The sequence below is a fragment of the Mixta intestinalis genome (assembly GCF_009914055.1).
GTDB lineage: Bacteria > Pseudomonadota > Gammaproteobacteria > Enterobacterales > Enterobacteriaceae > Mixta > Mixta intestinalis.
In genome coordinates this window covers 2,031,880-2,054,925 of record NZ_CP028271.1, presented here as the reverse complement: position 1 = coordinate 2,054,925, position 23,046 = coordinate 2,031,880, and the positions used below count along the sequence as shown (strand labels likewise).

General features: G+C 53.7%; 30 protein-coding genes and 1 tRNA gene. 4 read left to right on the top strand and 27 right to left on the bottom strand.

All coding sequences use genetic code 11. From position 1 onward, the window contains the following. Window positions 1–31 precede the first annotated feature (31 nt). A tRNA-OTHER gene (locus C7M51_RS09765) sits at window positions 32–104 on the top strand. On the opposite strand, the gene C7M51_RS09760 is transcribed toward C7M51_RS09765, so the two are convergent. The 3 genes from C7M51_RS09760 to C7M51_RS09750 are packed head-to-tail and all read right to left on the bottom strand — an operon-like array spanning window position 104 to window position 4,624. Beyond that, window positions 104–1,432, bottom strand: coding sequence for a phage minor head protein (locus tag C7M51_RS09760; protein ID WP_160621616.1), 1,329 nt, complete (start codon window positions 1,430–1,432; stop codon window positions 104–106). The genes C7M51_RS09765 and C7M51_RS09760 overlap by 1 nt on opposite strands. Beyond that, on the bottom strand, window positions 1,416–2,969 hold the full coding sequence (locus tag C7M51_RS09755) for a DUF935 domain-containing protein (RefSeq protein WP_160621615.1): 1,554 nt from the start codon (window positions 2,967–2,969) through the stop codon (window positions 1,416–1,418). The genes C7M51_RS09760 and C7M51_RS09755 overlap by 17 nt, the downstream gene beginning before the upstream one ends. Beyond that, window positions 2,969–4,624 (bottom strand): hypothetical protein, encoded by a 1,656-nt coding sequence (locus tag C7M51_RS09750; RefSeq protein WP_160621614.1) that lies wholly within the window; start codon window positions 4,622–4,624, stop codon window positions 2,969–2,971. The genes C7M51_RS09755 and C7M51_RS09750 overlap by 1 nt, the downstream gene beginning before the upstream one ends. Before the next feature lie 87 nt (window positions 4,625–4,711). Here C7M51_RS09750 and C7M51_RS09745 point away from each other — a divergent pair, with 87 nt between their 5' ends. Further along, the gene (locus C7M51_RS09745; protein ID WP_244323814.1) at window positions 4,712–4,909 is read left to right on the top strand and encodes a hypothetical protein; all 198 of its coding nucleotides are present in this window, start codon (window positions 4,712–4,714) and stop codon (window positions 4,907–4,909) included. Here the strand turns inward: C7M51_RS09745 and C7M51_RS09740 are convergent. The 21 genes from C7M51_RS09740 to C7M51_RS09645 form a co-directional block, all read right to left on the bottom strand. Next, on the bottom strand, window positions 4,884–5,081 hold the full coding sequence (locus tag C7M51_RS09740; protein WP_160621613.1) for a hypothetical protein: 198 nt from the start codon (window positions 5,079–5,081) through the stop codon (window positions 4,884–4,886). The genes C7M51_RS09745 and C7M51_RS09740 overlap by 26 nt on opposite strands. Then, the gene (locus tag C7M51_RS09735) at window positions 5,074–5,247 is read right to left on the bottom strand and encodes a hypothetical protein (protein WP_160621612.1); all 174 of its coding nucleotides are present in this window, start codon (window positions 5,245–5,247) and stop codon (window positions 5,074–5,076) included. The genes C7M51_RS09740 and C7M51_RS09735 overlap by 8 nt, the downstream gene beginning before the upstream one ends. A 10-nt stretch (window positions 5,248–5,257) precedes the next feature. Next, a complete protein-coding gene (locus C7M51_RS09730) occupies window positions 5,258–5,839 on the bottom strand; it encodes a DUF3486 family protein (protein ID WP_160621611.1) in 582 nt (193 codons plus the stop codon). 11 nt (window positions 5,840–5,850) lie between these two features. Further along, window positions 5,851–6,138, bottom strand: a complete 288-nt coding sequence (locus tag C7M51_RS09725; RefSeq protein ID WP_160621610.1) for a VpaChn25_0724 family phage protein — start codon at window positions 6,136–6,138, stop codon at window positions 5,851–5,853. Further along, the gene (locus C7M51_RS09720; protein WP_160621609.1) at window positions 6,135–6,434 is read right to left on the bottom strand and encodes a DUF2730 family protein; all 300 of its coding nucleotides are present in this window, start codon (window positions 6,432–6,434) and stop codon (window positions 6,135–6,137) included. The genes C7M51_RS09725 and C7M51_RS09720 overlap by 4 nt, the downstream gene beginning before the upstream one ends. 160 nt (window positions 6,435–6,594) lie before the next feature. Then, a complete protein-coding gene (gene lysC, locus C7M51_RS22735) occupies window positions 6,595–6,816 on the bottom strand; it encodes an Rz1-like lysis system protein LysC (RefSeq protein WP_425280998.1) in 222 nt (73 codons plus the stop codon). Next, window positions 6,794–7,177, bottom strand: a complete 384-nt coding sequence (locus C7M51_RS09715; protein ID WP_160621608.1) for a DUF2570 domain-containing protein — start codon at window positions 7,175–7,177, stop codon at window positions 6,794–6,796. The genes lysC and C7M51_RS09715 overlap by 23 nt, the downstream gene beginning before the upstream one ends. Then, entirely contained in the window at window positions 7,164–7,670 is a 507-nt protein-coding gene (locus tag C7M51_RS09710) for a lysozyme (protein WP_160621607.1), read from the bottom strand. Before C7M51_RS09710 ends, C7M51_RS09715 begins: the two co-directional genes overlap by 14 nt. A 113-nt stretch (window positions 7,671–7,783) precedes the next feature. Continuing rightward, window positions 7,784–8,203, bottom strand: coding sequence for a Mor transcription activator family protein (locus C7M51_RS09705; RefSeq protein WP_160621606.1), 420 nt, complete (start codon window positions 8,201–8,203; stop codon window positions 7,784–7,786). An 89-nt stretch (window positions 8,204–8,292) separates the two neighbouring features. After that, a complete protein-coding gene (locus tag C7M51_RS09700; protein ID WP_160621605.1) occupies window positions 8,293–8,679 on the bottom strand; it encodes a hypothetical protein in 387 nt (128 codons plus the stop codon). 80 nt (window positions 8,680–8,759) lie between these two features. Further along, window positions 8,760–9,254: a gp16 family protein gene (locus C7M51_RS09695; RefSeq protein ID WP_160621604.1), complete on the bottom strand. Its 495-nt coding sequence runs from the start codon at window positions 9,252–9,254 to the stop codon at window positions 8,760–8,762. After that, window positions 9,241–9,690 carry a hypothetical protein gene (locus tag C7M51_RS09690; RefSeq protein ID WP_160621603.1) on the bottom strand — a complete coding sequence of 150 codons (450 nt, stop codon included), beginning with the start codon at window positions 9,688–9,690 and terminating at the stop codon, window positions 9,241–9,243. Before C7M51_RS09690 ends, C7M51_RS09695 begins: the two co-directional genes overlap by 14 nt. Continuing rightward, the gene (locus C7M51_RS09685; protein ID WP_160621602.1) at window positions 9,690–10,490 is read right to left on the bottom strand and encodes a hypothetical protein; all 801 of its coding nucleotides are present in this window, start codon (window positions 10,488–10,490) and stop codon (window positions 9,690–9,692) included. The genes C7M51_RS09690 and C7M51_RS09685 overlap by 1 nt, the downstream gene beginning before the upstream one ends. Continuing rightward, complete coding sequence (locus tag C7M51_RS09680) at window positions 10,487–10,927, bottom strand: hypothetical protein (RefSeq protein ID WP_160621601.1); 441 nt, start codon at window positions 10,925–10,927, stop codon at window positions 10,487–10,489. Before C7M51_RS09680 ends, C7M51_RS09685 begins: the two co-directional genes overlap by 4 nt. 82 nt (window positions 10,928–11,009) lie before the next feature. After that, window positions 11,010–11,486 (bottom strand): nucleoside triphosphate pyrophosphohydrolase family protein, encoded by a 477-nt coding sequence (locus C7M51_RS09675; RefSeq protein ID WP_160621600.1) that lies wholly within the window; start codon window positions 11,484–11,486, stop codon window positions 11,010–11,012. Window positions 11,487–11,577: 91 nt separating this feature from the next. After that, the gene (locus C7M51_RS09670; RefSeq protein ID WP_160621599.1) at window positions 11,578–12,102 is read right to left on the bottom strand and encodes a host-nuclease inhibitor Gam family protein; all 525 of its coding nucleotides are present in this window, start codon (window positions 12,100–12,102) and stop codon (window positions 11,578–11,580) included. A 2-nt stretch (window positions 12,103–12,104) separates the two neighbouring features. Next, on the bottom strand, window positions 12,105–12,344 hold the full coding sequence (locus tag C7M51_RS09665) for a host nuclease inhibitor protein (RefSeq protein ID WP_160621598.1): 240 nt from the start codon (window positions 12,342–12,344) through the stop codon (window positions 12,105–12,107). A 17-nt stretch (window positions 12,345–12,361) separates the two neighbouring features. Next, window positions 12,362–12,601 carry a hypothetical protein gene (locus tag C7M51_RS09660; RefSeq protein ID WP_160621597.1) on the bottom strand — a complete coding sequence of 80 codons (240 nt, stop codon included), beginning with the start codon at window positions 12,599–12,601 and terminating at the stop codon, window positions 12,362–12,364. A gap of 2 nt (window positions 12,602–12,603) precedes the next feature. Further along, window positions 12,604–13,542 carry an AAA family ATPase gene (locus tag C7M51_RS09655; protein WP_208852147.1) on the bottom strand — a complete coding sequence of 313 codons (939 nt, stop codon included), beginning with the start codon at window positions 13,540–13,542 and terminating at the stop codon, window positions 12,604–12,606. A 30-nt stretch (window positions 13,543–13,572) separates the two neighbouring features. Beyond that, window positions 13,573–15,576, bottom strand: coding sequence for a transposase domain-containing protein (locus C7M51_RS09650; protein ID WP_160621595.1), 2,004 nt, complete (start codon window positions 15,574–15,576; stop codon window positions 13,573–13,575). Next, entirely contained in the window at window positions 15,555–15,803 is a 249-nt protein-coding gene (locus C7M51_RS09645) for a helix-turn-helix domain-containing protein (RefSeq protein WP_160621594.1), read from the bottom strand. Before C7M51_RS09645 ends, C7M51_RS09650 begins: the two co-directional genes overlap by 22 nt. A gap of 183 nt (window positions 15,804–15,986) precedes the next feature. Between C7M51_RS09645 and C7M51_RS09640 the strand changes: the two genes are divergently transcribed. Beyond that, window positions 15,987–16,547: a helix-turn-helix domain-containing protein gene (locus C7M51_RS09640; RefSeq protein WP_160621593.1), complete on the top strand. Its 561-nt coding sequence runs from the start codon at window positions 15,987–15,989 to the stop codon at window positions 16,545–16,547. A 1,256-nt stretch (window positions 16,548–17,803) separates the two neighbouring features. Then, window positions 17,804–18,355 carry a hypothetical protein gene (locus C7M51_RS09635; protein ID WP_160621592.1) on the top strand — a complete coding sequence of 184 codons (552 nt, stop codon included), beginning with the start codon at window positions 17,804–17,806 and terminating at the stop codon, window positions 18,353–18,355. Here the strand turns inward: C7M51_RS09635 and C7M51_RS09630 are convergent. From C7M51_RS09630 to C7M51_RS09620, 3 genes are all read right to left on the bottom strand, one after another. Continuing rightward, window positions 18,346–18,807 (bottom strand): GNAT family N-acetyltransferase, encoded by a 462-nt coding sequence (locus C7M51_RS09630; RefSeq protein ID WP_160621591.1) that lies wholly within the window; start codon window positions 18,805–18,807, stop codon window positions 18,346–18,348. The two genes, C7M51_RS09635 and C7M51_RS09630, sit on opposite strands and share 10 nt — an antisense overlap. A 208-nt stretch (window positions 18,808–19,015) precedes the next feature. After that, window positions 19,016–21,493 carry a trimethylamine-N-oxide reductase TorA gene (torA, locus tag C7M51_RS09625; protein WP_160621590.1) on the bottom strand — a complete coding sequence of 826 codons (2,478 nt, stop codon included), beginning with the start codon at window positions 21,491–21,493 and terminating at the stop codon, window positions 19,016–19,018. Continuing rightward, the gene (locus C7M51_RS09620; RefSeq protein WP_160621589.1) at window positions 21,490–22,656 is read right to left on the bottom strand and encodes a NapC/NirT family cytochrome c; all 1,167 of its coding nucleotides are present in this window, start codon (window positions 22,654–22,656) and stop codon (window positions 21,490–21,492) included. The genes torA and C7M51_RS09620 overlap by 4 nt, the downstream gene beginning before the upstream one ends. Between the last annotated feature and the right edge of the window lie 390 nt (window positions 22,657–23,046).

Sequence of the window (23,046 nt, the reverse complement as noted above, 5' to 3'; positions counted from 1 at the left end):
GACCTCCTGAGGTGTCGTATACTGGTCGTAAGCCGGTATACGCTTAACGGTAAAGCGGTGTGCCAACAGGCGCATGTATACGGGTTCGATTCCCGTTACCGGCTTAATCAACACTTCCCTCCAGTACCTCCAGCCAGCCCCCGGCAATATCGGTTTTCAGGCTCTGCACTTCAACACGATAGGCGTTAATCAGCACATCCAGCGTATCCGGCACCCGTTTAACGGACTGCGCCGCGTTCACCGCCACTTTGGCCGCGCCATCGCTGCTGGTGACGATGTACAGCAGATTATTGTGCCGTTTGTCCCACAGCACTGCCTGCGGTGCCGCCATCAGCGTGGGCAACAATTGCAGGTCTTCCGGCTGGAGCGCCACACCGGTTTTATGGTGCTTCGCGCTGTCGGCGTGCATCAGGCTTTTCTCGCTCATGACAAGCAGCCGTGACGGCTCCGTTCCGGTACGCTGACGCACGGCGTTCGCGACGCTCTCGGTCATAAATCCCAGCGTCTGCACACCGTGACCGGCGCGTCGGGTATCCATCAGACGTCTGGCCCAGAGTGAAAACGACAACTGACGCTCGCGGCTGTTGTTCAGCGACTGGACAACCTGCTCGCGCAGACGGGCGTCGCGGGTTTCCACCAGTTTACGGATTAATGACTGGTCCGTACCAAATGCCGCCGAACCGGGATTGTATGACCAGCCCACATCCGGGGTCATTTTCACACGGCCATTATCAAACGTGGTTGAAGTGGTGCGGAACAGTTCGCCCGTGGTTTCGTCAACACCCGCGTCTACTTCATGAGTATGAATGAACGAGGCGCCATAGCTGACTTTAAGGCCCAGCGCTTTCATACGCGCAGCGGACAGCGCACGGACACGACAACGGCAGCTCCATCCGTTAGGCGGGTAATGCGTTTTCCAGAACGGATCATCGTAACGAAATACCATCAGATGCAGCTTTGCATGTTCTGGCCGGGTTCTGCTGTCCATGATTGCCACGTACTGCCAGAACGGAAACTCCTCCGCCGTATTCATCATCTGGGCGTAACGGCCAGCGTTATACGCCGTGCGGGTATTCACGTTGTAGATGGTGGCAAGACGGCGTGGACTGCCTAACTGGATCTCTTTCGCGTTGCCGTCACCATCAACGACGATCTGCTTTCCCCACCATCCCAGTTTTTGCAGACGTGGGGCCAGCGTTCGGGTGAACTCCCGTTGCGTGATGCCATCGTGAATCGCCCGGTCAACTTCATCCCTGATGGTATTCAGCACATCCAGACGCGCAGCTTTTGCGACGGTAAAGGCGCGGGCGTGCGCATCGATCAGTTGCTCGTACCAGTTCCATGTGACGCTATAACCTTTTGCCCGAAAGTACGCGACGGCCTCTTTGGGTGGCAGTCTGGCGGCATAGGCCAGGTCAACGGTCTGTGGCATCGAGTCGCCCCCATAAGTCCGCGAAAAAAATGGCACGGGTGAGCAGGTCAATCAGAGCGCTGTCATCCAGCTCGCTGTAAAGCGTACCAGCCTGCTTTAATGCTTCCTCCGGGCCATCTTTAATAATGGCCGCAATGACGGGTTTCAGCATGGGGTCAACGGCCTGTTGCAGTTCTGACGCGGTGACCCCTGCGGCCATTTCGTCGGGCGCATCTGTAACGCCGTCCTGCGGTAGTGCTGACAGCGCAGCCTGGCCTGTCGGTGCCGGATCAACGCCATCCGGCGCAGTACTCTGTACGCTGAATACCGGCTCATCATCGGCAGGCTGCGGAATATTCAGTTTTGACTGAACCCACGACACCGGCACCGGCATACCCGCCGCCAGTTTCGGGATCGCATCCGCGAAAATGGCGATGTCCTCGGCCTCGCTGGTGTCAAAATCCATGCGCGGCAGACGGCGCGGGTCTACCGGGCTGCGGCTGTTGAGTGCCAGCAGCGGGAACAGCAGATCGCGACCGATGGTGCGTTCAAGCTGGCGCACGTCTGCGTTGCGAATCTCATGGCGCACCTCGTTGTGTACCTCACCCAGTGAACGGGCGCCTTTATCGCCCGCCTCGGTGGTGAGCGTACCGCCCAGGATTGCTTTGGACATCGCTTTTTCGGCCCAGCCCATCATGGCTATAAACGGGTCTGCCTGGCCGTTAGCCGCGCTCTGAAAGTCCAGCGTCATTCCCATCGGGATAATCCCGCCAGCACGGCGACCAATATCCATGACGGCCTGCATTAACGTTGCCTTTTCGCGGGCCGTGGCGCCGGTGGGATATTTACCGACGCGCATCGGCAGGCCGTACACCTCCAGAAATTCGGCAAAGTCGCGCACGCTGTAATTTTTGAAGATGAACGGCCAGACCAGCGTTCTGACCAACCCGTGGGTGCCCACATAGCCGGTACGTGATTTTGCCTGATGCCGGAACCAGCCGAACGGCTGTAGCGACACCCCTTCATAGCTGCCATCACGCAGCCGCAGCTCGTTCAGGTTGTCAGGGTTGGCACAGAACAGCGCGGCGTCGCGATGATGCAGCGCGACCGGCACACGCATTTTACCCAACCAGCCCCATTCGATTTCCTGGCAGGAATACCCCTTCAGGATAGCGTCACCGGCATCAAAAATACCGTCTTCAAACCAGGCCGCATCGCGCAGCAGTTCGTCCAGCATTTCCGCATCCCGCTTTTCCTGTGCGCTGGCGTTCTTCGGCGGCTTGATGCTCCATTCCAGCCCCTGAATCGCAAGACGGCGCTTGCTCAGTTCAGAGAACAGATGTGTGTCTTTCTCTTCCATGTCAAAGGCGAGATCTGCCTGGGCGGACAGGTCACCGCGTTCGGCATCGCGCAGCAGCTGCGCGGCGCAGTTCGGTGTAATACCGCTCGACGGGTGCTCCTGCGTGCGCTTCATCACCAGCGCCAGCGCCTCCTGTTCTGTCTGCAATTCGTCGTCAAAGTCGAACGGCTGACCGGTTAAATCAACAATCTGGCCCATTACCAGCACCCCCGCTCATATTCATGGTATTCGTCGTTATATTCGTCATCGCTGGCACTCTCATGCCGTCCGGGAATGGCCCGGACGCTGTCTTCATCAATCACAAATCCGTTCATATACGATGCCCGGACAGCCATACACAAAGCGACGGCGCTGTCGCCGTGGCGGCTGTGCCTGCCGTCAGAGTCTTTTGTCCGGCCTTTATCAATCTGTGGCACGCCTTTGACCACCTTGATTTGCAGCAGGTCGTCCAGCGTGGTCTGGTGGCGTGCAATGGTGAGATTCTGAGCTTCAAACTCGCCCTTAAGTTTTGGCATCCACTCCTGATACCAGGCGGTGGTGAGATGAACGCAATCAATCATCTCCGGGCCGTAGACCAGCCGCGCCGCCTCTGCCAGATAACCGCCGTTACCGGTGGCGTCGAATGCAGCGCCGATAAACCGGGGGAGACGCGCCAGGATGAACAGCATGATTTGCCGTTGCTGGTCATAAGTGAGATTGCGCAGCTCGACACGAAAGGCCTCGCGCTTGCGCAGATCTTCGGTAATCTCCAGTGGAATAAATACGGTCAGGTCGCCGCGCCGGGCAAAGTCCTCGCCGAACGCGTGCTTGTGGTTCGGATTCAGTGCGGCCAGCAGCGGCGCCAGCTCCTTATCGCACCAGTCGGACACGATGTTTTCACGCGTTGCCGGTGACAGCGATTCGAAGTTGTCAGGGGCTTCAAACCGGCAGATCGGAATATCGCGGGCCTGCGTCATGGCCGCTTCAATCAGCACACGCGACAGGTAGGCGCCACCGCTTTTCTTCGGCACGCAGCCGTATTCCTCGTCGGCGGACTCTTTATCCGGCGCGTTCCGGTACAGGTCGTCGCGCCATTTCTTTTCGGCATCCGGCGACCATTCCTGACCGGTTACATAGCAGATACGCTGATACAGACCATCGGCGATCGCATCGTCCAAAGTGATGCGGTGTACGCTGTAGTCCTTGCGTCCCTCGCGTGAATCCTGAATGTACTGATTAAACAGGTTATCGACGCCGTTATGCGTGGAGATAATACGCACGCGAGCGCCCCACATCGTGAGCGCCATTGCCGCTTTCAGCAGCTCGTCCAGCGATTCATGGAATGCCGCTTCATCAATCACCACGTCGCCCTGGAGGCCGCGCAGGTTAGAGGGGCGGGAGGACAGCGCCTGGATTTTGAAACCGCTGTTCGGAAAGCGAATCATGTAGGTCAGGATTTCTTCGCTTTTGTCGCTGTCCCAGAATGTCTGCTCATAGACGTCAGCTTTCGCCAGTTGGTTGAACGCCCTGGCGAACAGCGCGCAGGCGGCGATGTATTCCAGTGCCATCTCCTGACGGGAGCCCACATAAAACACGTTACGGCCAGCGCGGCGGCGCGGTTTTGCTGCGGTGATAACATTACGCCCGGCTTCGGCCCATGTCAGACCGGTTCGGCGGCTTTTCTCCGCGATACAAATCTGGCTGTCGTCTTCAAACCAGCGGGCCTGATAGCCCAGAAAAACGGGGTCATTCTTCGGGAATGCGTCAGCAACGTCGGTCGTGATTTCCACGCCCAGCTTGCTGGCTTCCTCCTGAAGGTCAATTTTGCGTGGTTCGCTCAACGCCGTCATAAGCGGCTTTTTGCGCCCGGCCATATAATTAAACCCTTATCTTAACCATGGAAATGCGAGACTGCTCTGGTAAGGTTACGTTCGCTATTAACCCTGTTACGAGAGGCACTTATGAAAGAAAAGCTCACCATTGACCAGAAACTCCAGATTGCGACAATTGCCGGGCGTATGTTCGAGTCGACGCGTGACAAGGGTGTATCCCTGTCATTTCCCCGGCCAGAGGAAAGAGTATCCGCTGAAGAAAACGCGTTTCGCACCTTTTACCAGATGGTCGAACGGATCGTTACTGGCGAACCTGAGCACGAGTAATTATCTGGCCCGCCGTTGACGGGCCATCTACCATCTGCATGAGCAGATATAACGCCTCAGCCATAATCCAACTGGCAACTTTAGGATCGGAATCAATCATTTCCTTTAACAGGGGATATAACCTCAGGGCCAGTTCAGTTGAACTTTTGTAATCAATTTTTTCATTAGCCATTTTTCACTTCCTGCTCAGTCAGAGAATAAAACTCGTCCAGCGTCATATCTTTACAGATTGCCCGTGACATCAGACCGCAGAGGCCACCAGTAAGCAGTGGTGATAACGCCACCACACGAAAAGCATTTGTATGGGCGTCGGACAATAATCTTTGCCAGTTATGCACCGTTTCACTCCTACGCTTTACCCAGCAGCACATTGCGAATCCGCTGCTCCAGTTCTTCACTCATTCCGTCCTGCCCGCGCAGCTCGTCGCTGACCGCATTTGCAGCTTCCTCGGCGAATGCCTGGCGAATCTCTTTCTCCCGCTTGTGGCTGGACATTGCCGTTGCTTCCAGCCGCTGGGCGGCCAGCATGGCGTTTTTGAGCATATCGATATCGACCGCCGCTTCGGGGTTGTTAACCTGCTGCATCATGGCTTTAAAAAGCTGGCTGCGGGCCATCTCCAGAATCAGTTTGGTCGTTTCGCCCATCGGCTTGTCGCCGAGCTGTTCAGTCAGTGCGGTGGTCATTTCGCGCAACTGGCGCAGGTTGGCACCCACCTGTTCGATGCTGGTCGCGTAGCGGTTCAGACCGCTGCGGGACAGCTTCATATCGTCGGGCAGGCCCGCGTCATCAATCAGGGCGTTAATCTCTTCCAGAATCTGCGCCTGGGGGATGGATTTATCCCGCAGCATTTCATGCAGGGTTTTACGCACGTTATCCGGCAATAAATCGACCTTTGAAGCCCGGCCACGGGTAGGTTTAGCCTTTTCCATTTGCAGGCTCCTTAGCGTGCTCGCGGGCGCTTCACGCCGGAAACCTTTGCACGGCCTTCGGCAACATCCTGTCCCCGACCGGTAATGGTGACGACATAAAAGCCGCTCAGGTTTTCGACAGTAACCAGCCCCTGCTCGGCCAGCCAGTCAATCAGCCCCCGAACCAGGTCACGCGAAACGTTATGGCCGTAGGCATCCAGGCAGTCCTGTAAAATCGACTCATTCGCCTCGTTATTGCAGTCCATAAGAGAGCGCAGAATAACCAGGCGGCGGTCTTCGGTCAGAATGTCGTTAATCATCGTTTGTTTCCATTCACAGCGTTTTCGAGTAACAGTTCAAGCTGGTGTGAAATAGCTTTCATCGTGCTGCCCAGCACCTTCACTTCGCCGCTCATATCAGCCATGCGCAGACGCATCTCATGCATGTCCTCCGCGCCGGGCATGTTGGCGTAACGTGTTTCCATCTCTGTCAGGCGGTTTTCCAGCCTCTCGACCCGCTCCGTGCTGGCGAACGTGCGACGCAGCGCCCACCAGGCGATACCTGCGACGGCACTCAGGAGCGCCAGTGCACCGGTCAGCACCGGGTAAAAATCCATACTTCAACTCCCTGAGCGGCAGTAATGACAATGGGTAGCCATCGGCTGAACGGCCAGCACAGACGGCGCTATTGGCCTGCCACAACCGGCGCAGGCGCGGGGCGAATCAAACGGCGCCCCCTGTGGGGTAGAATACGCGCACCCCTGTTGTTGCCAGATATCACGGAGCAGGCTGTCCAGCTCCGGGGGCTTGGCGTCCATAAATTCGTTTCCTCTGTTCGTCCTGCTGGCGCGCTGCCGCCTTATCGCGGTTGCACTGCCCGAGCGCCGTTAGCAGGTCGGCATTCCACAACAACGAACTGCGCCACAGGAACGGCACCGGCATAGCCGGAACCGGCGTGGGGGCCAGCAGCTCTGCGTCAATCTGAGGTGATAAAACCACTGGCGGCACGGGTTGCGTGTTCGAGCTTTTGCAGCTCGCCAGCAGCGGCAGCAGGCACAGGGCCGTTACTGCAACCGCCAGCCGTTGCAGCGGTGATTTTTTGTTTTGCGTCATCGCGTTGATTCTCATCTGCGGCGCGGGCGGCGATGTTTGCGGCCCTGATAGCTGAAAAAACCTGCATGGCCTGCACCTGGTTCTGTAGTAACCATTCGGCGGTGTTACGGGCCTGCGCCTGCAACTGCACATCCCGCCGCAGCGTGGCGTTGTCGCTGCGCAGGTTGTCAATGCGGTGGGTGGCAACGACCAGGCTGATTGCGACGGCTACAGCAGCACCGGCCAACAGATATTTACCGCAAATCATCAGGCCCCCTGACATTCCAGATCGCCATTTCGACGTTGCGCCGGTTCATCAGTCCTTTCCACTTATGACCCGCAGCGAATACCCAGCGGGCCATCTGGTCACGGGCTCCGGCAAAATCACCGGCGTTCAGCCGTTTCAGGAGGGTAGATTTGGCAAATGCACCGGTGCCGGTATTGAAGACGAACGTCGCCAGCGCAGTACGCTGGAACGGGGTCAGGGGAACCTTAACGAGGCGGTCAATCGCGGCATAAACCGGCTTTAAATCCTGGTCGAGTAGCGTCATACACTCAGCGTGGGTATACCGCCGCATCTTGATATCCGGCCCGGTGTGGCCGACGCAGACTGTCAGCACTCCGGCGACATCGCGATACGGCTCGTATGCGATGCCCTCCAGATGTACCAGCGTCTCGCGGGTCATTTCGTGGTAGCCACCCCCGGCCAGCACGATGGCAAGCAGTGACGCACTCAGTGTTTTGGGGAATTTTGAAGCCATCGGTTTATTCCGTAAGAATTTAAACCGAGGATAAATATTGGGATGTTGGGTGTGGGTTTCTTATGCAATATGACAACCCGCGCTCTCGAGCGCAGCCGGTTGCAGAGGATGGGTCAGGCGAACATGTCAGGCTGACGGCGCCGGGTATGCAGGCGGCGCTGCTGGGCCAGAATGTTGTAGGTCTGGGGCTGGGACAGGCTGTACTTGCGGCGCAGATGCTCGATGTTGCGACCGTCAAACTCGCAGTAAATCATATCATCGCGGATAGCGTTCAACATCCGGACGCCGGTCGGCAGGTAATAGGCACGACCACCCATGTAGTGACTCATTGCCACCGCCAGCTTGCGCGCTGCGGCGCGTGGGTCACCCGTGATGCCCTGGCGGGTTAACTCCGCCTCCATCACATCCACCAGGTCAACGAGAGACTGAGGCCACGCCGCCTCAAGCTCTGCTGCCGGGATTTTGTCGATATGCCCGAGCACCTGCTCCAGTTGCGGGTCATTATCGAACATATCTGTCTGCTGCTCTGCCATGCTGCACCTCCTGATCGTTTGTACAGTGAGCATACAGTATACAAAAAAATCCCGCAAATCAGCGGGATTTATTCAGATGACCGGGCGGGTTACTTGTCTCGCTTGCAGCGATAAGTTTTGAAGAATTTGATGTCATCTCGAAGATAGAGATTTTTACCCGTCTTATCGACTATGAAGAACTTCGATACGGCAGGGTTTCTCATTGATGAGTATGTATAGCTCATCCCCTTTACAGCCAGCTCTTTTGAATCATCTAACTCTGGCTCTTCGTAAAGGGTAAACACGTCGCCTGATTCCAGATCCTGCCATGAGCGCAGGTCTGGGGCCATATGTAAGCGGGTGCCGTGGCATGACCAGAAACCAGACGCAGGGTCAGCCTTTACCGTTTCTTCATCGGGGTTACTGGCGTCAGCCGCCGCAGCCATCATGCTGCACGTTGCCAGTAAAACTCCCGCTATCCACCTGGTGTTAATCACGTTTTCGTTCCTCCTTCCCCGTCAAATGCGGCCATTATCCATCAGAGCGCGCCCCTCGCATTGACGGAGCGCAACCCCTGTTAACGTATCGTTTTTTTGTACAGCTCGCAGATCCGTTCATAGGTGCGACGGATACCTGTATCTGGCAATCGCTCCAGCATACAACGCATGTGCCAGCGTTTCAGGCTTTCCAGAACGACAGAAGCCTGATCGCCACGCAACCATGCCAGGCGAGCAACACCGGCGCCGCCGTTCTTAACGCGGGTGGTACGCTGGACAAAGGCATCCAGCGCTTTGTCGCTGCCATCTGTCACGTGCCCTTCGCGGTGCATGATGCGCCATATCACCCGGATTTTATCGGTAACGCCTGCGGGAGCCGTGCGAGAGGGCTGGCGCCGCTTAAATCCCTGTTCCTGCATGGCATGCAACACCCGTTCAAGTTCGGCAGGCTTCAGGTCGCGACAGCTTGTTTTGCCAGGAACCACGCGACCAATCATTACACGATAGGTATCGTCATCAAGCGTCAGTTCGCGCCGGGCAACGTGGATCAGTTTGATTAAGTTAGCCCTCTGCATTTTTCATCACCTCAGAAACTGGTGTTACCAGTTCCAGCCCCTCAATTTTGCGGTACTGGCGAACCAGGGAGGCTGCGGAGTTGAAATAACACACCCAATACTCAACCACATCATACAGATGGGCATTCTCTTTCTGCTTTAACCATCGCTTACCACCTTTCATCTTTGATATTTTACGGATAACCGAGGCTCCAGGGCGGCGAGTCTGTCGACGCCAGATATGCTGCACTAATGGCCGAAACTGCTCATGCGTAGGTAAGCCCCATGCCGTACTGCGCTCCCCGTTAACCCAAACAATTAAGGCCATTTTATTCTCGGCAATAAATCCTTTATTAACCGTAATTTCCTCACCTGAGGGCATCCTGAATGTAACTTCGCCATACATCCTATAGAGAGTATTCTGGATACCGTTCCAGTGCTCTTTTGAAATCGACATTATTTGTTCCCCCGTAAGGCAATCATCCGTTGATAAAGCTCAGGAGCTTTACCCGTACCGTGCTCTGTCGCTGCGACATAAAGCCGTGACAGCTCATCCCAGTTTTCAAGGTATGGCGCTATTGGTGGATAAACGGCGCAGATTCTTGGGAATGCCTTACGTATGGCCGGAACCTTTTCAACCAGGCGCCAGCACCGTCCAAAATCAGAAGGATCACGCGGGAAACTGAATCGCCCGGATTTGGCCCCGAGCCAGATGGCCGCCATTGTTTCGCTACTTAGTCCGGTGTCTCCACGAACAAGCCATTGACCAATCTCAGCAACACTCAGAAGCCGGGATGCGAGCGTGCCAGCCAGGCCGTTGTACTTTGCTGCTGTACGCAGAAACCCTTCATCAATAACCGGTTCATACTCTTTGAACGGCTGTTCACCAGACAGGGGAACGGCGCCATCCTCAGGATAATGCAGGGCTTCAATGAGCAGCCCCTCATATTGTTCCAGCCCTTCGCCAGGGCTTGCCGCAATGGTGCCGGTACGGATGCAATACTCGTCGTCCAGTTCGTCGCTTTGCAGGTCTGCTGATACCTCCAGCCCGGCAAACTCAGCCGCCTCAAGAATCTGACGCGCCGACAGAATCAGAACCGTATGGCGCTGGCTACGTACAGTCTGAATTGCCTCCCGTACCATATCAGGCAGAAATTCCTCATTAGCGTTAAGCTCCTGACCGTTAATCGCCCGGATAAGGCAGTTAATCGCATCATTTCTCCAGCGAAGTTCGTCATCATTCCTTTGAGCAATCATAATCTGGCCTCCCTTGTATCCAGTGGCATGTAGCGGAGTACATACCGGTCTACAAGCTCACCTGTTGAAAGGCACTTAAAACAGCTTAACCGGACATCAATACTCGCGAAGATAAAGCGGGGCCATCCTTGTTCCTGCTTTATTGAATTGAGTTCGGCAACGACATCAATGGATTCGCACGTCCTCGGGCCTCGGGCCAGGCGATAAACCCAGCCAGGCAGAGCACACCCTTCAATCCAGTTGTAAGACTGGCGGCGAGATTCGGTGGAGAGCAGGTCATAAAACCCGTTGCACTCTGACAGCGCCATGCGATCGACGGCATTACGCAGAACGGGAATAACGTCGCGGGGCTCCGCATTAACCGCCGCTGCAATATCGCGGCAGGTAGCCGGGCCGTTGGCCCGGATAAACAATTTAATCTCAGTAATAATGCTCATAACATCACCGCCATTTTATAGACCAGGAACGAACCACCAACGAACAGCAGCCACAGAAAAGCCTGCGCGGACGGGGTATATTTCATCGCCGCGCCTCCGCCCGCTGCTGCTCGCTAATCATCGCCTGAGCGGCGCGCATGAGCAGACCGATCGCCATCCGCGCACGATGCGCTGACAGGCGCTTACTGGTCTTTGGATCGCAATACAGAGCCTCAGCCATTTCTAACTGTTCCCGAGCATCGGCCAGCAACTCACTGACAGCAGGAGCAAACGGACTAACGGGGTCGGATTCAATGCCAACACGCTGGGCGAGGCGGGTGAGTTTCCGGGCTTTTTGCTGCTCAATCATGTCATTCATACCGTTGTGCCGTAGCTGTTCAATCATGATTTCAACGTCGGCTGCTTCTTCTGCTACGGCATTCCCGTTGGCCTTATGGTTAATAAAACGAGTGGTCGCCGCAGCCAGTTCGCTGCATTCTTCCGCGACGGTTAACACCTGAGCATCAAACCCCCAACAGGCCAGAGCTGCGTCATAAATTTTGGCTTTATTCAATTCCATCGTGTATTTCTCCTGAATTCGGCGCGAACGAGTCCCTGACGCGCTGCGCCGAATAAAATCTAAAATTGGTTTTTTATTAATTCAGGCTGATTTAAATATCTGCCGTTTGTTCAAACGGAATAATAGAAAAATCTTCAATACCCGAATTAACTTTAATACCTGCCACTCCAATGACTGCTGTCGGCTCGTTCAGAATGGCCTCTTTATTGATTTCCTCTTTGGTGCGAATAAAACGCTCAAGCTTCAGTCGCTTCAGAGTCTCCATAACTGAGTCCATGCCACGAATGGTGACGGAGGGTGGGCGAGTTCGCCAGCAGACATCACCAGTCACCAGATTTGCTGACTTAACCTTTCCATTGTTCGTCAGGTCATCGCGGTTAGCTTCACACCAGCTTTGAATGCCTGCTGAAAGCATTTTGAAGTCGTCTTCAAGCGGCTTCATTTGCTCCGCATAGACCTCCGTAATAGCGGCGATTTTGTCGTTCATTTCCGTTTGCATACGGGCCACAGTACGCTGAACATCGCCAAGCTTACGGATATCGCGAACAACATCCTCGCGGCTTTGCGGAACATACAGCGCCGCAGCGTTTTTAATGCGTTTCGGTTTACTGGCCATAATTAAAACTCTCTCAGTCTTTTTGCGAATCGGGATAAGGCCTTTACGGCCTCGTTCTGGTCTGCCGCTTCGGGTACTCCCGGCACCAGCAGATCGTCATTAGTGCGGGAATGGCGTGCCAGGACGCTTACCGCAGAGCGCACTTCTTTATTGTCACCAACCAGAACGGGCAGCGCGCCGTCCGGGCATGATTTACCGAATTCGATTAAGCCTGATGCCCAGGCATAAGCTACTATTTTCATCTTTGATTCCCTTTAAATTAGCGCCAGATAATCTGGCAATCATTCAGGCTGGCAATCCACACGGAGCGGGTGCCGGTTTCACAACGTTCAATAATTCGGGTGGCGCGCTGCACCAGTTCCGCAGGCGGGCAGGCAATCTCAAGCAGCGGACGGCGCATAAAAACGCGAATATCAGTTACACGGCTACCACGCTGTCGCAGCCAGTCCTGCGCCGCTTCTGCCATGCTTATGTGTTCAGCGATTTTTTCGATAATCATTGTTATCCCCTCAACAACGAGCCAATATCGACATCCAGATCTAAATCCCTGAATGCATCACGCAAATAACCCTCGTTGATGCGTTCACCTTTACCGTGAGCCGTCATTGCGGCAAGGCGCAGGGCATGATTCAGAATGCGCAGCGCCCCCGGTTTTTGAGCAATAGCCTGTAATAGCTGGCGTTCGCTATCGCCGGTAATCTGCCAGGCATCGGCAATGGCATTAACGTCCGCTTTTTTGGTCTTATTTATCGCCGTGCGTTTTGCAATACGGGAAAATAAGCGGGCAAATTCGACGGTGCGGTTACCGCCGGTCATATTGGAATAAACACGGTGATTCCCCATCAACACCAGGCCGATTCCCGCAGACTCCTGGAGTAAACGCAGTTCCTCCAGCGCTTCGATTTGCAGGTGGTCAGATTCATCGATAATGACCAGCCCCTGCGTACCGTCCAGGCGGCGGCGCAGGGCGCGGGACAACGGGCCTTTTCGGCGAGGGGCGTCATTCATCCCCAGCGCATACGCCAGCTCGGTCAGGCATTCAAGAACGCTGGCACAAGACGGGGTGATCGTAATCATCCACACGTTGTCGTTTGAGCGGCAATATTCGCGGGCGGCGGCGGTTTTACCCACACCGGGGTTACCACAGATAACAGCGATGCTCTCAGTGAGGCGGGCAAAGCGCATGGACGTCCAGATTTGCCGTGACGTGTAGGTTTCTATAAAGCGCGGCGGCTCCGGCAGCTCTGAGGCGGCGTTCTGGTTCTCAATCCAGCGGGCCAGCGTGGTAGCAACGCGCTCATTATCGCCATTATATTTATCGTTCATGAAGCCGCTGATTGTGCCGGAGCTGATTCCGGTTTCACGGGCCACCTGAGCGTAAGTAGCGCGACCGGCATCAACGAGCGTGCGCAGGCCTGCGCGAATATCGGTAATATTCACCATAATTAACTCCAGTTATTTAAATTCGGTTTAAATAATGTCTTTGCGTTTATTTAATTCGAGAATATCCAGCGAATTATTCAGATATTCGTCGTTATCAGGCAGTGATTCCTCGTCAACTGCGTGCGCTATTGCGGTATTGCCGTGCGTCTGGGGGCGGAATACGGCAACAACACGGGATTCCGGCGCTTCCGGCTCGGCCAGGCGGGGCATAAGCTCGGATATCTCCAGTGCGTCTTTCTGCTTCTGGGCTGCAATAGCGGCGTCAGTTGCCTTTTTAAGCCGTTTTTGCTGGCGGGAGTGCTCACGCCCGGCCTGAGTGTCATTGAACGCTACAGGCGTGATACACGCGGCCTCACAGATAAATTTACCGTCCAGTGTGTAGCAGAAAACGTTGCCGTGCAGGTTCTGCGGGTCAAAACGGACTACAACCTTGCGAATATCGGCATTCATCAGCGCCATATTGTGGTAAACGTTTTTGGCGCCACGCAGCGTACCGCCTGCGGTGAGGGCGAACTCCCCCTTGCGGTTGACTGTAACGGCCTCCGCTGGCAGCAGGAACAGGCGCAACTGCTCTGCCGTAGGCTTGCGGACGATGGTTTTTGGAAATTCCCGCTCGAAAGCCTGGTCAAAGGAAAGCTGGCCCGCGCATATTTCAGTCTGGCGCCCGACCTTCGCATTAAACATCGCCACGCCCTCGGCCAGAATCTCCAGAAACTGTTCGGCCTCAATCACTCTGGAGCCGTAGTTGTCGGGTTTTGCCATCGGGTTCGGGCCGGTGTACGCGCCAGACAGCGCCGGATGCTTATCAACGTATTCCTCCATGCCACCAACACCGAAGGCGCGCTCGATGGGTTTTGCCTGGCCCCAGCCCTTGCCAGCAACAACGCTTGTCCAGTGGATGGTGGCGCCAATCAGCGGAAAAAGCCCGGTCGGGTCGTCCTCGCGCACTTTAAATCGGTAGCGGTTTTTAACGCCGCCGGTCAGCCATTTGTTAGCCGCTGCGCGGGTGTTATCTATAGTGATGTGGAAATCTTCCGGGATGCCGTACTTCTTAATGACGTCCATAAAGCTCAAGCGAATGGAGTCAGTGTTTTCACTCACATCACAGCGGAAACCAACGATTTTCCGGGTTTTAACGTCCTGCCAGAACCAGGTTTTAGGGCGCAATATCTCGCCGTTAAACCAGCGCACAAAGACGTTGTGCTGATAGCCATCACCATTAATCCATTGCAGGGCGTTCAGGTGCTCAACCGTACGGCGCTGAGTCGGGAGCAGGTGCATCAGCGCATGCTCGCCCTGACGGCAGGCCACGGCCATTGTTTTGTCCACGTTTTGCTGTACACGCCGGTACGCGGTTGAATAGGAGGGAATCGTCCAGCCGTGCTCACGTGCCGCTAGCTCCAGGCGTTCATAGCATTTGCGGAATGCCGGTTGCTCGGGGCGGAGGTAATCGGCCAGCAGGAACTGCCAGGCGTCGTCATCAAAGCCAGCCTGTTTTGATTCATGCTTCGCGCCGCCGCGCCGGTCAATCAGAACAGCGACCCAGTCAGCCTTTGCGTATTTTTGTACCCGGTAATACTTATCCCGCAGCGACGCTGCGCTGACGTCATAACGACTGGCCGCAGTCTGAAAGGCCGTTTTTGCAGTGATGCCGCTCGCGATCAGTTCGTCGGCCAGCATAACCACAGGGTGCCAGCGTTCAGCGAGCTGACGCTGTGAATCACTGGCCGCATCCCAGCGCTGCCACAGTGCACGCCGCTCTGAGTCCAGGGAGGATGACGCCGGGCGGGCAAGCTCAATCACGCCCTGGCTGGTTTCAACAACACCCTGCTTTAGCAGCAGCTCGGCGCGGGCCTCAACGGGAAGGGCATCAAGGCGATACTCTACAGCTTTTGAGCCCTGGCGTTTGCGGAAAAGTTCGTTACGGCCACAAACCAGCCCTTCAAGCTTGCGGCGGATATTAGCCGGGCTAACAGGGAAACCAGATAACCCCACGCACTCCTGTACTGTTACCCATTGAGTTGTCTGCATTTCCCTACCTCCGAATACCGACTCGGCCAAATCAGAGCCGGTGAGACTTCCAGATAATTTGCAATGATCGCCTCGTAACGAGGGATATGGCAGCGGAGCACATTACGCATGGTGTCAGGGTTCAGTCCGGCTTCGCGAGATAATTGTGCGAGCGTCTTACCTTTCATGCGAATGGCGGCTTTTACCTGCTCCGCGTGCCAGTCTTGAACTTGGTTTTTAACTGACATCGTGCAATCCTTATGGGTTACCGCTATCGGTAGCCGTTAACGGTTACCGGTTCGAGCATAAGATATCGCCTTAAAGTTCGAATGTAAACAGGAAATCGAATTTTATTTCGAGGTGCTATTGTCGGAAAAAATAGCGCTTTATTTCTATTTAAACAGCAAGTTAGCCTTAAAATAGGTTGTATTATGAGCAAAAAAGCAAATCAAACTTTTCGTTCTGGTGAGATAGTTCACTTCGGTGAGAGGCTTAGAGAGGCTATGGATGGTGAGTCCAATTCAGCGTTCGCTAAAAAGTGCGGGCTTTCTGAAACAGTAATTCGAAATTATCTGGCAGGTAAAAGCTATCCAGGGATTGATAAGCTTCCGGCGATTGCAGAGGCTTCTGGTCGTTCTATTGAATGGCTGGTGACGGGAGAAGAGCCTCAAGATGAACGCGCTACCACAGCGACTCAGGCCGAGTTAGAACAATGGTGGGGAATGATTCGAAAATCTCTGTCAGGGCATGAACTAGCTGCTATTGTAAGAGCGTTCCAGGAGAATGGTAAGAAAGCCCTATTAGGGGGCAAAGAAGCCGGTATGCAGGCCATCCCGGAGCTTTCTCAGTCAGCTATTAATACCGCCATAATGTTTGAAGCTCTTCCCGAAGAAGAACGTAGAGAGATTTTGGCTAAGCACGGCATCGCTAAACAGGGCGGCCCTGTAGCGCCAGAACAGGAACCACATAAGACACAGAAAAAGGCTGGTTAACAGTGAGGATAACAGGCCACACCACGAATACCCCGAACGAGTTAATAAGTGGCGTGCAAAATACTTCTTTTTGATGAGTGTTTTTTGACCGAAGTCAGGCCAGTCAAGCAGCATTGTTACCAGCCTTGAAGTGTTTTTAAACGGTATTAAAGCGCGTATGAGGTTCTTTTAAAAAGTCGCGCATAAAGTGAATCAAATCCCTGACTTTTGAAATTTGTCGTATTTCATCGCTGAGGTGCAAATCCCAGGCATCTGAGCAGCCCAAGCCCCACCAGCCCTACGTCCCACCAGTTCCCGTAACCTCCAATCTGATCCCGGTTTAATGTCGTACCTCTAGTGAATCAATACATCCGGCAGATAAAAATAAAACTAGCGCTGCGCGGGAGGGGAAACCTTTCTGCTACGGCCAGCCGCGTCGGAAAACTGGCGCTGAGAATAAGAACGGGAAGAGACGGCTCACGTTTTTTATAATGTTAATTAGATAAGTTTAATTTTATTAAAACGTTAAAACTATAGTGGTACGAATTGAGCCGTGCAGATATTTTTTACAGAAAAAAATGAAGGCGTTGTGGTAGATAAATTATAATCGTTGTTGAGGATTGAGCGAATCTGGCTAATTTATTTATGTTTGAAATTTTGTGAGTGCCGTAACGTTATTGACATGAAAAAGCGTTTATTCAGGGGGTAATTTAAATTAGCAGGCAGGAATTTCTGGCAATGAATTAACCTTGCGGATACTTTTAATGTCTTCTGTATAATATTTTAGCTATGCAGGAATTTATAATCATCAGGCGTAATAAAAAGGGCTCTATTAATGTTAGCTTGTATTACTGCTACGCTACCTTTAACAGAAAGTGCCTTAGATGATTTTTCGCATAGAAAATTATTTGAAAAATTTTCTTTTTAATGTTGGGCTGTTAAATAAAAAGATATAGATTAACTTAATTGTCATGTGAACATGACGTTAATGATGGAAATAAGCCTGAAATGGTTTACGATAAACTCGGTTGCTCAACTTTAACAGGGCTACAGTCAGGTTTAGACCGAAACCACAGCACCTCACTTTTTTAGCTCGGAAACAGAGTCAGATAATTTTTATGCTGCAACAAGTGTGGGTGGCTCAGGGAAAATTGTTGTGAGAGCAAATAAGAAAAGGGCAATATCCCTTTATAAAAAAAGACAGAACAAATTCTTATAAATAATTTTCCATTTAGTTAAATATTATGCTGAAAATTTTGAAGCGGAGGAGGTAACTGATGGTGCTCGTAAACCCTATTATCCATAATATATTATTCGTCATATCGGTTTTTTTATTGAACCAAAAATGTACGCCTGATTTGGAAAGGTTTGTATTGCTGTTTTTTCTAATTTTAGCGTTGTTATCTTTACTTTGCGATCTCGTTTATTTTTTGGATGTTAAAAAATTTATTTATTTGGTTTTTCTGGTTGTAAAATCATTGCTTGTTGTACTGATATTATTTAATGGAAAAGGGGTGGCTGGCTCAGAGCGCTATATTGCACATGAAGGAAATATTTATTTTTACTATCAGGAAAGTATTACGGATCCAGGTGCATATCTTGTTATTTATGAAAAAAGTAATGAAATTAACCCCTTCCTTTCTTTCCGGATTAAAAAAAGATCTTTTTTTATTAACGGTTCAATTGATTTAATAATAATAAAAATGTCAGAAGGCATCTATTGCCTGATGAGCGATGAACAACGCCAATACAAACTTGATACAAGACGCTGGACATTGAAAATAATTAACAACGAAAGCAAAAAGGGTAAGAAGGATAGTCACTGGTAATTTTTGTTACTGGCATACTGGATATGCGCGGCTTTCTTATAGTGCATCAGCACATACTTTCCCTGTTCACTTTCGCCCTGCGACATAACTTGCCAGCCGTGATGCAGATAAAAATCCTGCGCGCGCTTATTTGCCAGCAGGCATTTTAATGCGCCGGTAGCGGTAAAGCGCTCCTGTACCGCCTGTAACAGCGCGCTGCCAACTCCCTGGCCCTGAAATTGCGGATCGACAAACAGACTGTGCAAAAAATTGTCGTTTTCCAGAAAAGCGGCGAAGCCCAGCCGGTGTCCATCTTCCTCGGCAACCAGTATCGTTTCACCTAACACCACCCGATCGAAATCCTCCAGCTGCCAGCTGTTGCCATTAAGCCAGGTCCAGTTTGCCTTGCGTGCGGCCAGGAACAGGGTGCGCAGAAAAGGGCGGTCGGCTTCGGTAAAAGGACGGATATGCAAGGTTTTCTCCCCGGTGAAGCTATTGTCTCAGCGAATGCTAATAAACTTAGCACCGTTAATAAAAAACGGGAGGGGAGACAGCAACAAATACGATGATGTGGGCTGTGGCTGAAACAGGCTAAACAAAGCGCCCCGCGTTTTTAAAAGACGCGAGGCGCTGGTCAATGCGCGTATGACGGCAGCGTTAGGGTTGCCGCCATATCAGCGCTTATGCTGCACTTGGCGGAGCGACGTGCGCGGTGTTTGGCGGCGCCTCTCCCTGATATTTCTCGATCTCCAACTGAGCCATATGCCCGCAGTTACCCTGTGCCAGCATTGAGCTACCGATATCCAGCGTCAGGCAGTTAACGTTACCGTTGCGGCACAGCGCGCCCGTTTTCGCAGGATCGGCAGGATCGTACCAGGCACCTTCGCTAATGCGTACCACACCCGGACGGATATCAGGGGTAACCACTGCGCCCACCAGGATCTGCCCGCGATCGTTGAAGGCACGTACCAGATCGCCGCTGCGGATACCGCGACGGGCAGCGTCCTGCTCGTTGATCAGGATCTCTTCACGATTGGCAACGGCATGCTTCTCACGCAGCGGGGTGTTATCCAGCTGAGAGTGCAGGCGATATTCAGGATGCGCGGTGTTCAGCGACAGCGGCCAGCGCTTCGCCGCCTCGCTGCCGTGCCACTCCTGCGGCGGTAGCCAGCCGGGCAGGCCTGGACAGTCGGGATAGTTCATGCTCGCCACGCGTTGTGAGTAGATTTCGATCTTGCCGGAAGGCGTGCCCAGCGGATTGAGCAGCGGATCGGCGCGGAAATCGGCAAAGCGCACCCATTGCTTATTTGCTTCCGGGATCGGGAAGCGGATATAGCTGTTCGATTGCCAGAACATATCAAACGGCGGCAGTGCAACGCCTGCGGTCCGCGCCTGGCTTTTCATATTGTCATACATCGACTTCAGCCACTGCATCTCATCTTTACCGTCGGTAAAGGCCTGCTCGACGCCGAGACGTACCGCCATAGCACGGAAGATATCGAAATCGCTGCGTGCGTCATGCTGCGGTGCCACGCACTGATGCATCGGGAAGACGTAAAGCTGCGAGTAGTCGCCGCCCATCTCCACATCGTTGCGCTCATAGCTGGTGGTGCAGGGCAGCACAATATCGGCATGCTTGGCGGTAGCGGTCCAGTAAGGTTCCTGCACCACGATGGTTTCCGGCTGTCGCCACGCCTGCAGCAGATTGTTAGTATCCTGATGGTGGTGGAAAGGATTGCCACCCACCACGTAGACCATTTTAACGTGCGGATAGGTAATCTTCCGGCCGTTAAAGTTAATGGTTTTGCCAGGGTTTGCCAGACAGTCAGCGATACGCGCCACCGGAATCGGTGCGGGCGCGTTAGCCGGTGACTCACCGGCACTGATGCCGGATATAATGCCGCCGCGCGCCGTCGGACTGCCGCCAGAGGAGTAGTGATAGCTGAAACCGAAGCCGCCGCCCGGCAGACCGATCTGCCCCAGCATCGCCGCCAGCGTTACCAGCAGCCAGTGCGGCTGCTCGCCGTGATGCTGACGCTGAATGCCCCAGCCCGCCATAATCATGGTGCGCTTCTGGGCCATTTCGCGCGCCAGGTTACGAATGACCTCCGGCTCAATGCCGCAAATACCGCTTGCCCATTCAGCATCTTTTACCACGCCATCGCTTTCGCCCAGCAGAACGGCACGGAAGCGATCGAAGCCGACGGTATAGCGGTGCAGGAAGGCTTCGTCATGCAATTTCTCGCTCAGCAGCGTATGGGCAATACCCATGATCATCGCGGAGTCGGTGTAGGCGTGCGGTGCGATCCATTGCGCGTTCATCTGCTTCGCGCCCGGCTGGTAGATAGGATCGATGGTGATAACGCGCACACCTTTTTTGGCCAGTTGCGCAAAACCGTCAAGGCCGACGTGATCCGGCACGTTCCAGCTGTTTTTCAGCGTAGTGTGTGGGTTACAGCCCCACAGCACTACCAGTTCGCTGTGCTCCAGAACGTTGGGCCAGCAGGTCTGTTGCTCATAGACTTCCATCGAGCCAACCACGTGCGACATGATCACCTGTGCAGCGCCGGTGGAATAGTCCCCGCTGTAGTTCAGGAAGCCACCGGCCAGGTTCATCAGGCGCTGCAACAGGGCGCGGCAGTTATGTAACATGCCGGTGCTCTTCCAGCCGTAGGAGCCAGCGTAAATTGAACCAGGCCCATCGTTTTGTTGCAGACGGCGAATTTCATTGGTGACCAGCTCGATAGCCTTGTCCCAGCTGACCGGCACCCATTCATCGCTGCCGCGTAGCTCGGTACGGCTGCCCGGACCCTTCTCCAGCCAGCTTTTACGCACCATCGGCGTCTTGATGCGGTTCGGCGCATAGACCTGCCAGGGCACCATCTCAATCAGCTCGTTAGGTGCCGGATCGTCCTGTACCGGCTGAACGCCGATCATACGACCATTTTCAACAATCGCTTCAAACGCGCCCCAGTGTGCGGCGGTAAGGATGCCTTTTTGCGCCGGACGCAGCGCGGTAAACTGCGGCAGCGCCTGACCAATGGCTTTTGCCAGCGCTGATTTGCTGTAGCCAAACTGCAACGCACTGGCTGCCACCAGGCCGCCGCTGGCCTGTAAAAAGCGGCGGCGCGACCAGTTTGAGAGTTGATTCTTTGTCATTTTTCGCTTCCCTCAGAAATCACGCTATCGCTGGCATGTTTTTGTGCATACTGCGTCAGTAAGCGCAGCTGTTCTTCACTTAGCGAGGTGCGCGGTGCCATGCCTTTCATTACGCCGATCCACTGATTAGCGTTAAAGTGATTCAGCGCCGTCAGGCCGTGACAGCCGGTGCAGTTAGCCGTCATCAGGCCGGAGGCGTATTGCCAAATTTTCTGCTGATCTTCGATCAGGATGTTTTTTGGCAGCCAGAAAGTCAGTTCGACCTGGTTCCAGCGCTGTCCGGTTTCGCTGTCGGTTTGCGAGTTGATAACCTTGACCTGCGACGAGGCGGCTTCATCCAGCACAGCGCTCAGGATGCGTTTACCCGGCGCGGCATAGATAGCGCCCGTCACATCCTGTTGCTGCCAGCCATCGAGGCGAGCCTGAAGCTGATCGCCGTTATGCTGCAATACCGTGACCTGCGTAGATGGGAAAAGGGTGCCGTCGGGCTGCTCATTGTCGAGCGTTAAGCGGAAAGACTGCGTGGCAACGGCGTACAGCGTGGTCGCTTTTTCCGACGTGTGGGCAGCCGCAGCTAACAGCTGTGATGCCCCACTGGCATTGCTGGCGCTCATGTCCGGCAGGATATGCGCGACGCCGCGGTGACAGTCGATACAGGTTTGGCCTTCGCTAATGGCTACCGGATGCGCTTTACGGGCTTCCGGGCGCTGCGCCAGGATATCCATCGCCTCAAAGCTATGGCAGCTGCGGCAGGTAGCGGAGTCGTTCGCCTTCATGGTTTTCCATACTGACTCTGCCATGCTGAGCTTATGCGCGTTATATTTCTCTTCGGTGTTTATCTTTCCGGTAATTTCCCCGTAAACATCTTTCAGCGCCCCGATTTTAGTCAGCAGATAATCAACTGGCTGGTGGGGAACGTGGCAATCAGCACACTCTGCACGGATGCCTTTTGGGTTTTGAAAGTGAATGCTGCCCTGATACTCCGCCAGCGGGCGCTCCATGCTGTGGCATGAAACGCAAAATTCGCTGTCGCTGGTTTTATGCATAATGGTTGCGCCGCCAGCCAGTAGCGCCGCACCGATAACCGCCCCCAGTAATATCAGTCCCAACATTGGCCAACTTTTAAGCCAATGAAAGCTCAAAAGGCGCCTTTTCCTCGCCATGTAACCTCCTGGTTTTTCATTATTTATAGCTACAGGATTAGCCCTGTTTAAAAAGCAGTTCTGTATACCTCCAATTAAGTAGGTTGGGGTTGTGCATTATCAAAGAATGCTGGTTTTAGATGAGCAGAAAGAAAGAAGAGTGACGCAGATAATGGTTTCAGGCAGTAAGTCAGCGAAATCTGGATAATTTTTCGCCAGTGAATAAGATTATGCTTACCGTTACAGAAAAACGCGGTTGGAAAGAGCGTGGCAAATAATTCTTCGAACGCAATTACTAAGTAGTTACAACATACAAGACATTAATGAACCCATCATCGAGGCAGCGGCGCTGTTATAAGGCCACTGGCTGGGCAGAAGCTAAGCCTGACAGCAACAAAAGATTAATCTGAA

What these genes read in the sequence shown, in the direction of transcription:
- C7M51_RS09760 (WP_160621616.1), bottom strand. Translation starts at nt 1,432, where the DNA reads ATGCCACAGACCGTTGACCTGGCCTATGCCGCCAGACTGCCACCCAAA.
- C7M51_RS09755 (WP_160621615.1), bottom strand. Translation starts at nt 2,969, where the DNA reads ATGGGCCAGATTGTTGATTTAACCGGTCAGCCGTTCGACTTTGACGAC.
- C7M51_RS09750 (WP_160621614.1), bottom strand. Translation starts at nt 4,624, where the DNA reads ATGGCCGGGCGCAAAAAGCCGCTTATGACGGCGTTGAGCGAACCACGC.
- C7M51_RS09745 (WP_244323814.1), top strand. Translation starts at nt 4,712, where the DNA reads ATGAAAGAAAAGCTCACCATTGACCAGAAACTCCAGATTGCGACAATT.
- C7M51_RS09740 (WP_160621613.1), bottom strand. Translation starts at nt 5,081, where the DNA reads ATGGCTAATGAAAAAATTGATTACAAAAGTTCAACTGAACTGGCCCTG.
- C7M51_RS09730 (WP_160621611.1), bottom strand. Translation starts at nt 5,839, where the DNA reads ATGGAAAAGGCTAAACCTACCCGTGGCCGGGCTTCAAAGGTCGATTTA.
- C7M51_RS09725 (WP_160621610.1), bottom strand. Translation starts at nt 6,138, where the DNA reads ATGATTAACGACATTCTGACCGAAGACCGCCGCCTGGTTATTCTGCGC.
- C7M51_RS09720 (WP_160621609.1), bottom strand. Translation starts at nt 6,434, where the DNA reads ATGGATTTTTACCCGGTGCTGACCGGTGCACTGGCGCTCCTGAGTGCC.
- C7M51_RS09715 (WP_160621608.1), bottom strand. Translation starts at nt 7,177, where the DNA reads ATGATTTGCGGTAAATATCTGTTGGCCGGTGCTGCTGTAGCCGTCGCA.
- C7M51_RS09710 (WP_160621607.1), bottom strand. Translation starts at nt 7,670, where the DNA reads ATGGCTTCAAAATTCCCCAAAACACTGAGTGCGTCACTGCTTGCCATC.
- C7M51_RS09705 (WP_160621606.1), bottom strand. Translation starts at nt 8,203, where the DNA reads ATGGCAGAGCAGCAGACAGATATGTTCGATAATGACCCGCAACTGGAG.
- C7M51_RS09695 (WP_160621604.1), bottom strand. Translation starts at nt 9,254, where the DNA reads ATGCAGAGGGCTAACTTAATCAAACTGATCCACGTTGCCCGGCGCGAA.
- C7M51_RS09690 (WP_160621603.1), bottom strand. Translation starts at nt 9,690, where the DNA reads ATGTCGATTTCAAAAGAGCACTGGAACGGTATCCAGAATACTCTCTAT.
- C7M51_RS09685 (WP_160621602.1), bottom strand. Translation starts at nt 10,490, where the DNA reads ATGATTGCTCAAAGGAATGATGACGAACTTCGCTGGAGAAATGATGCG.
- C7M51_RS09680 (WP_160621601.1), bottom strand. Translation starts at nt 10,927, where the DNA reads ATGAGCATTATTACTGAGATTAAATTGTTTATCCGGGCCAACGGCCCG.
- C7M51_RS09675 (WP_160621600.1), bottom strand. Translation starts at nt 11,486, where the DNA reads ATGGAATTGAATAAAGCCAAAATTTATGACGCAGCTCTGGCCTGTTGG.
- C7M51_RS09670 (WP_160621599.1), bottom strand. Translation starts at nt 12,102, where the DNA reads ATGGCCAGTAAACCGAAACGCATTAAAAACGCTGCGGCGCTGTATGTT.
- C7M51_RS09665 (WP_160621598.1), bottom strand. Translation starts at nt 12,344, where the DNA reads ATGAAAATAGTAGCTTATGCCTGGGCATCAGGCTTAATCGAATTCGGT.
- C7M51_RS09660 (WP_160621597.1), bottom strand. Translation starts at nt 12,601, where the DNA reads ATGATTATCGAAAAAATCGCTGAACACATAAGCATGGCAGAAGCGGCG.
- C7M51_RS09650 (WP_160621595.1), bottom strand. Translation starts at nt 15,576, where the DNA reads ATGCAGACAACTCAATGGGTAACAGTACAGGAGTGCGTGGGGTTATCT.
- C7M51_RS09645 (WP_160621594.1), bottom strand. Translation starts at nt 15,803, where the DNA reads ATGTCAGTTAAAAACCAAGTTCAAGACTGGCACGCGGAGCAGGTAAAA.
- C7M51_RS09640 (WP_160621593.1), top strand. Translation starts at nt 15,987, where the DNA reads ATGAGCAAAAAAGCAAATCAAACTTTTCGTTCTGGTGAGATAGTTCAC.
- C7M51_RS09635 (WP_160621592.1), top strand. Translation starts at nt 17,804, where the DNA reads ATGGTGCTCGTAAACCCTATTATCCATAATATATTATTCGTCATATCG.
- torA (WP_160621590.1), bottom strand. Translation starts at nt 21,493, where the DNA reads ATGACAAAGAATCAACTCTCAAACTGGTCGCGCCGCCGCTTTTTACAG.
- C7M51_RS09620 (WP_160621589.1), bottom strand. Translation starts at nt 22,656, where the DNA reads ATGGCGAGGAAAAGGCGCCTTTTGAGCTTTCATTGGCTTAAAAGTTGG.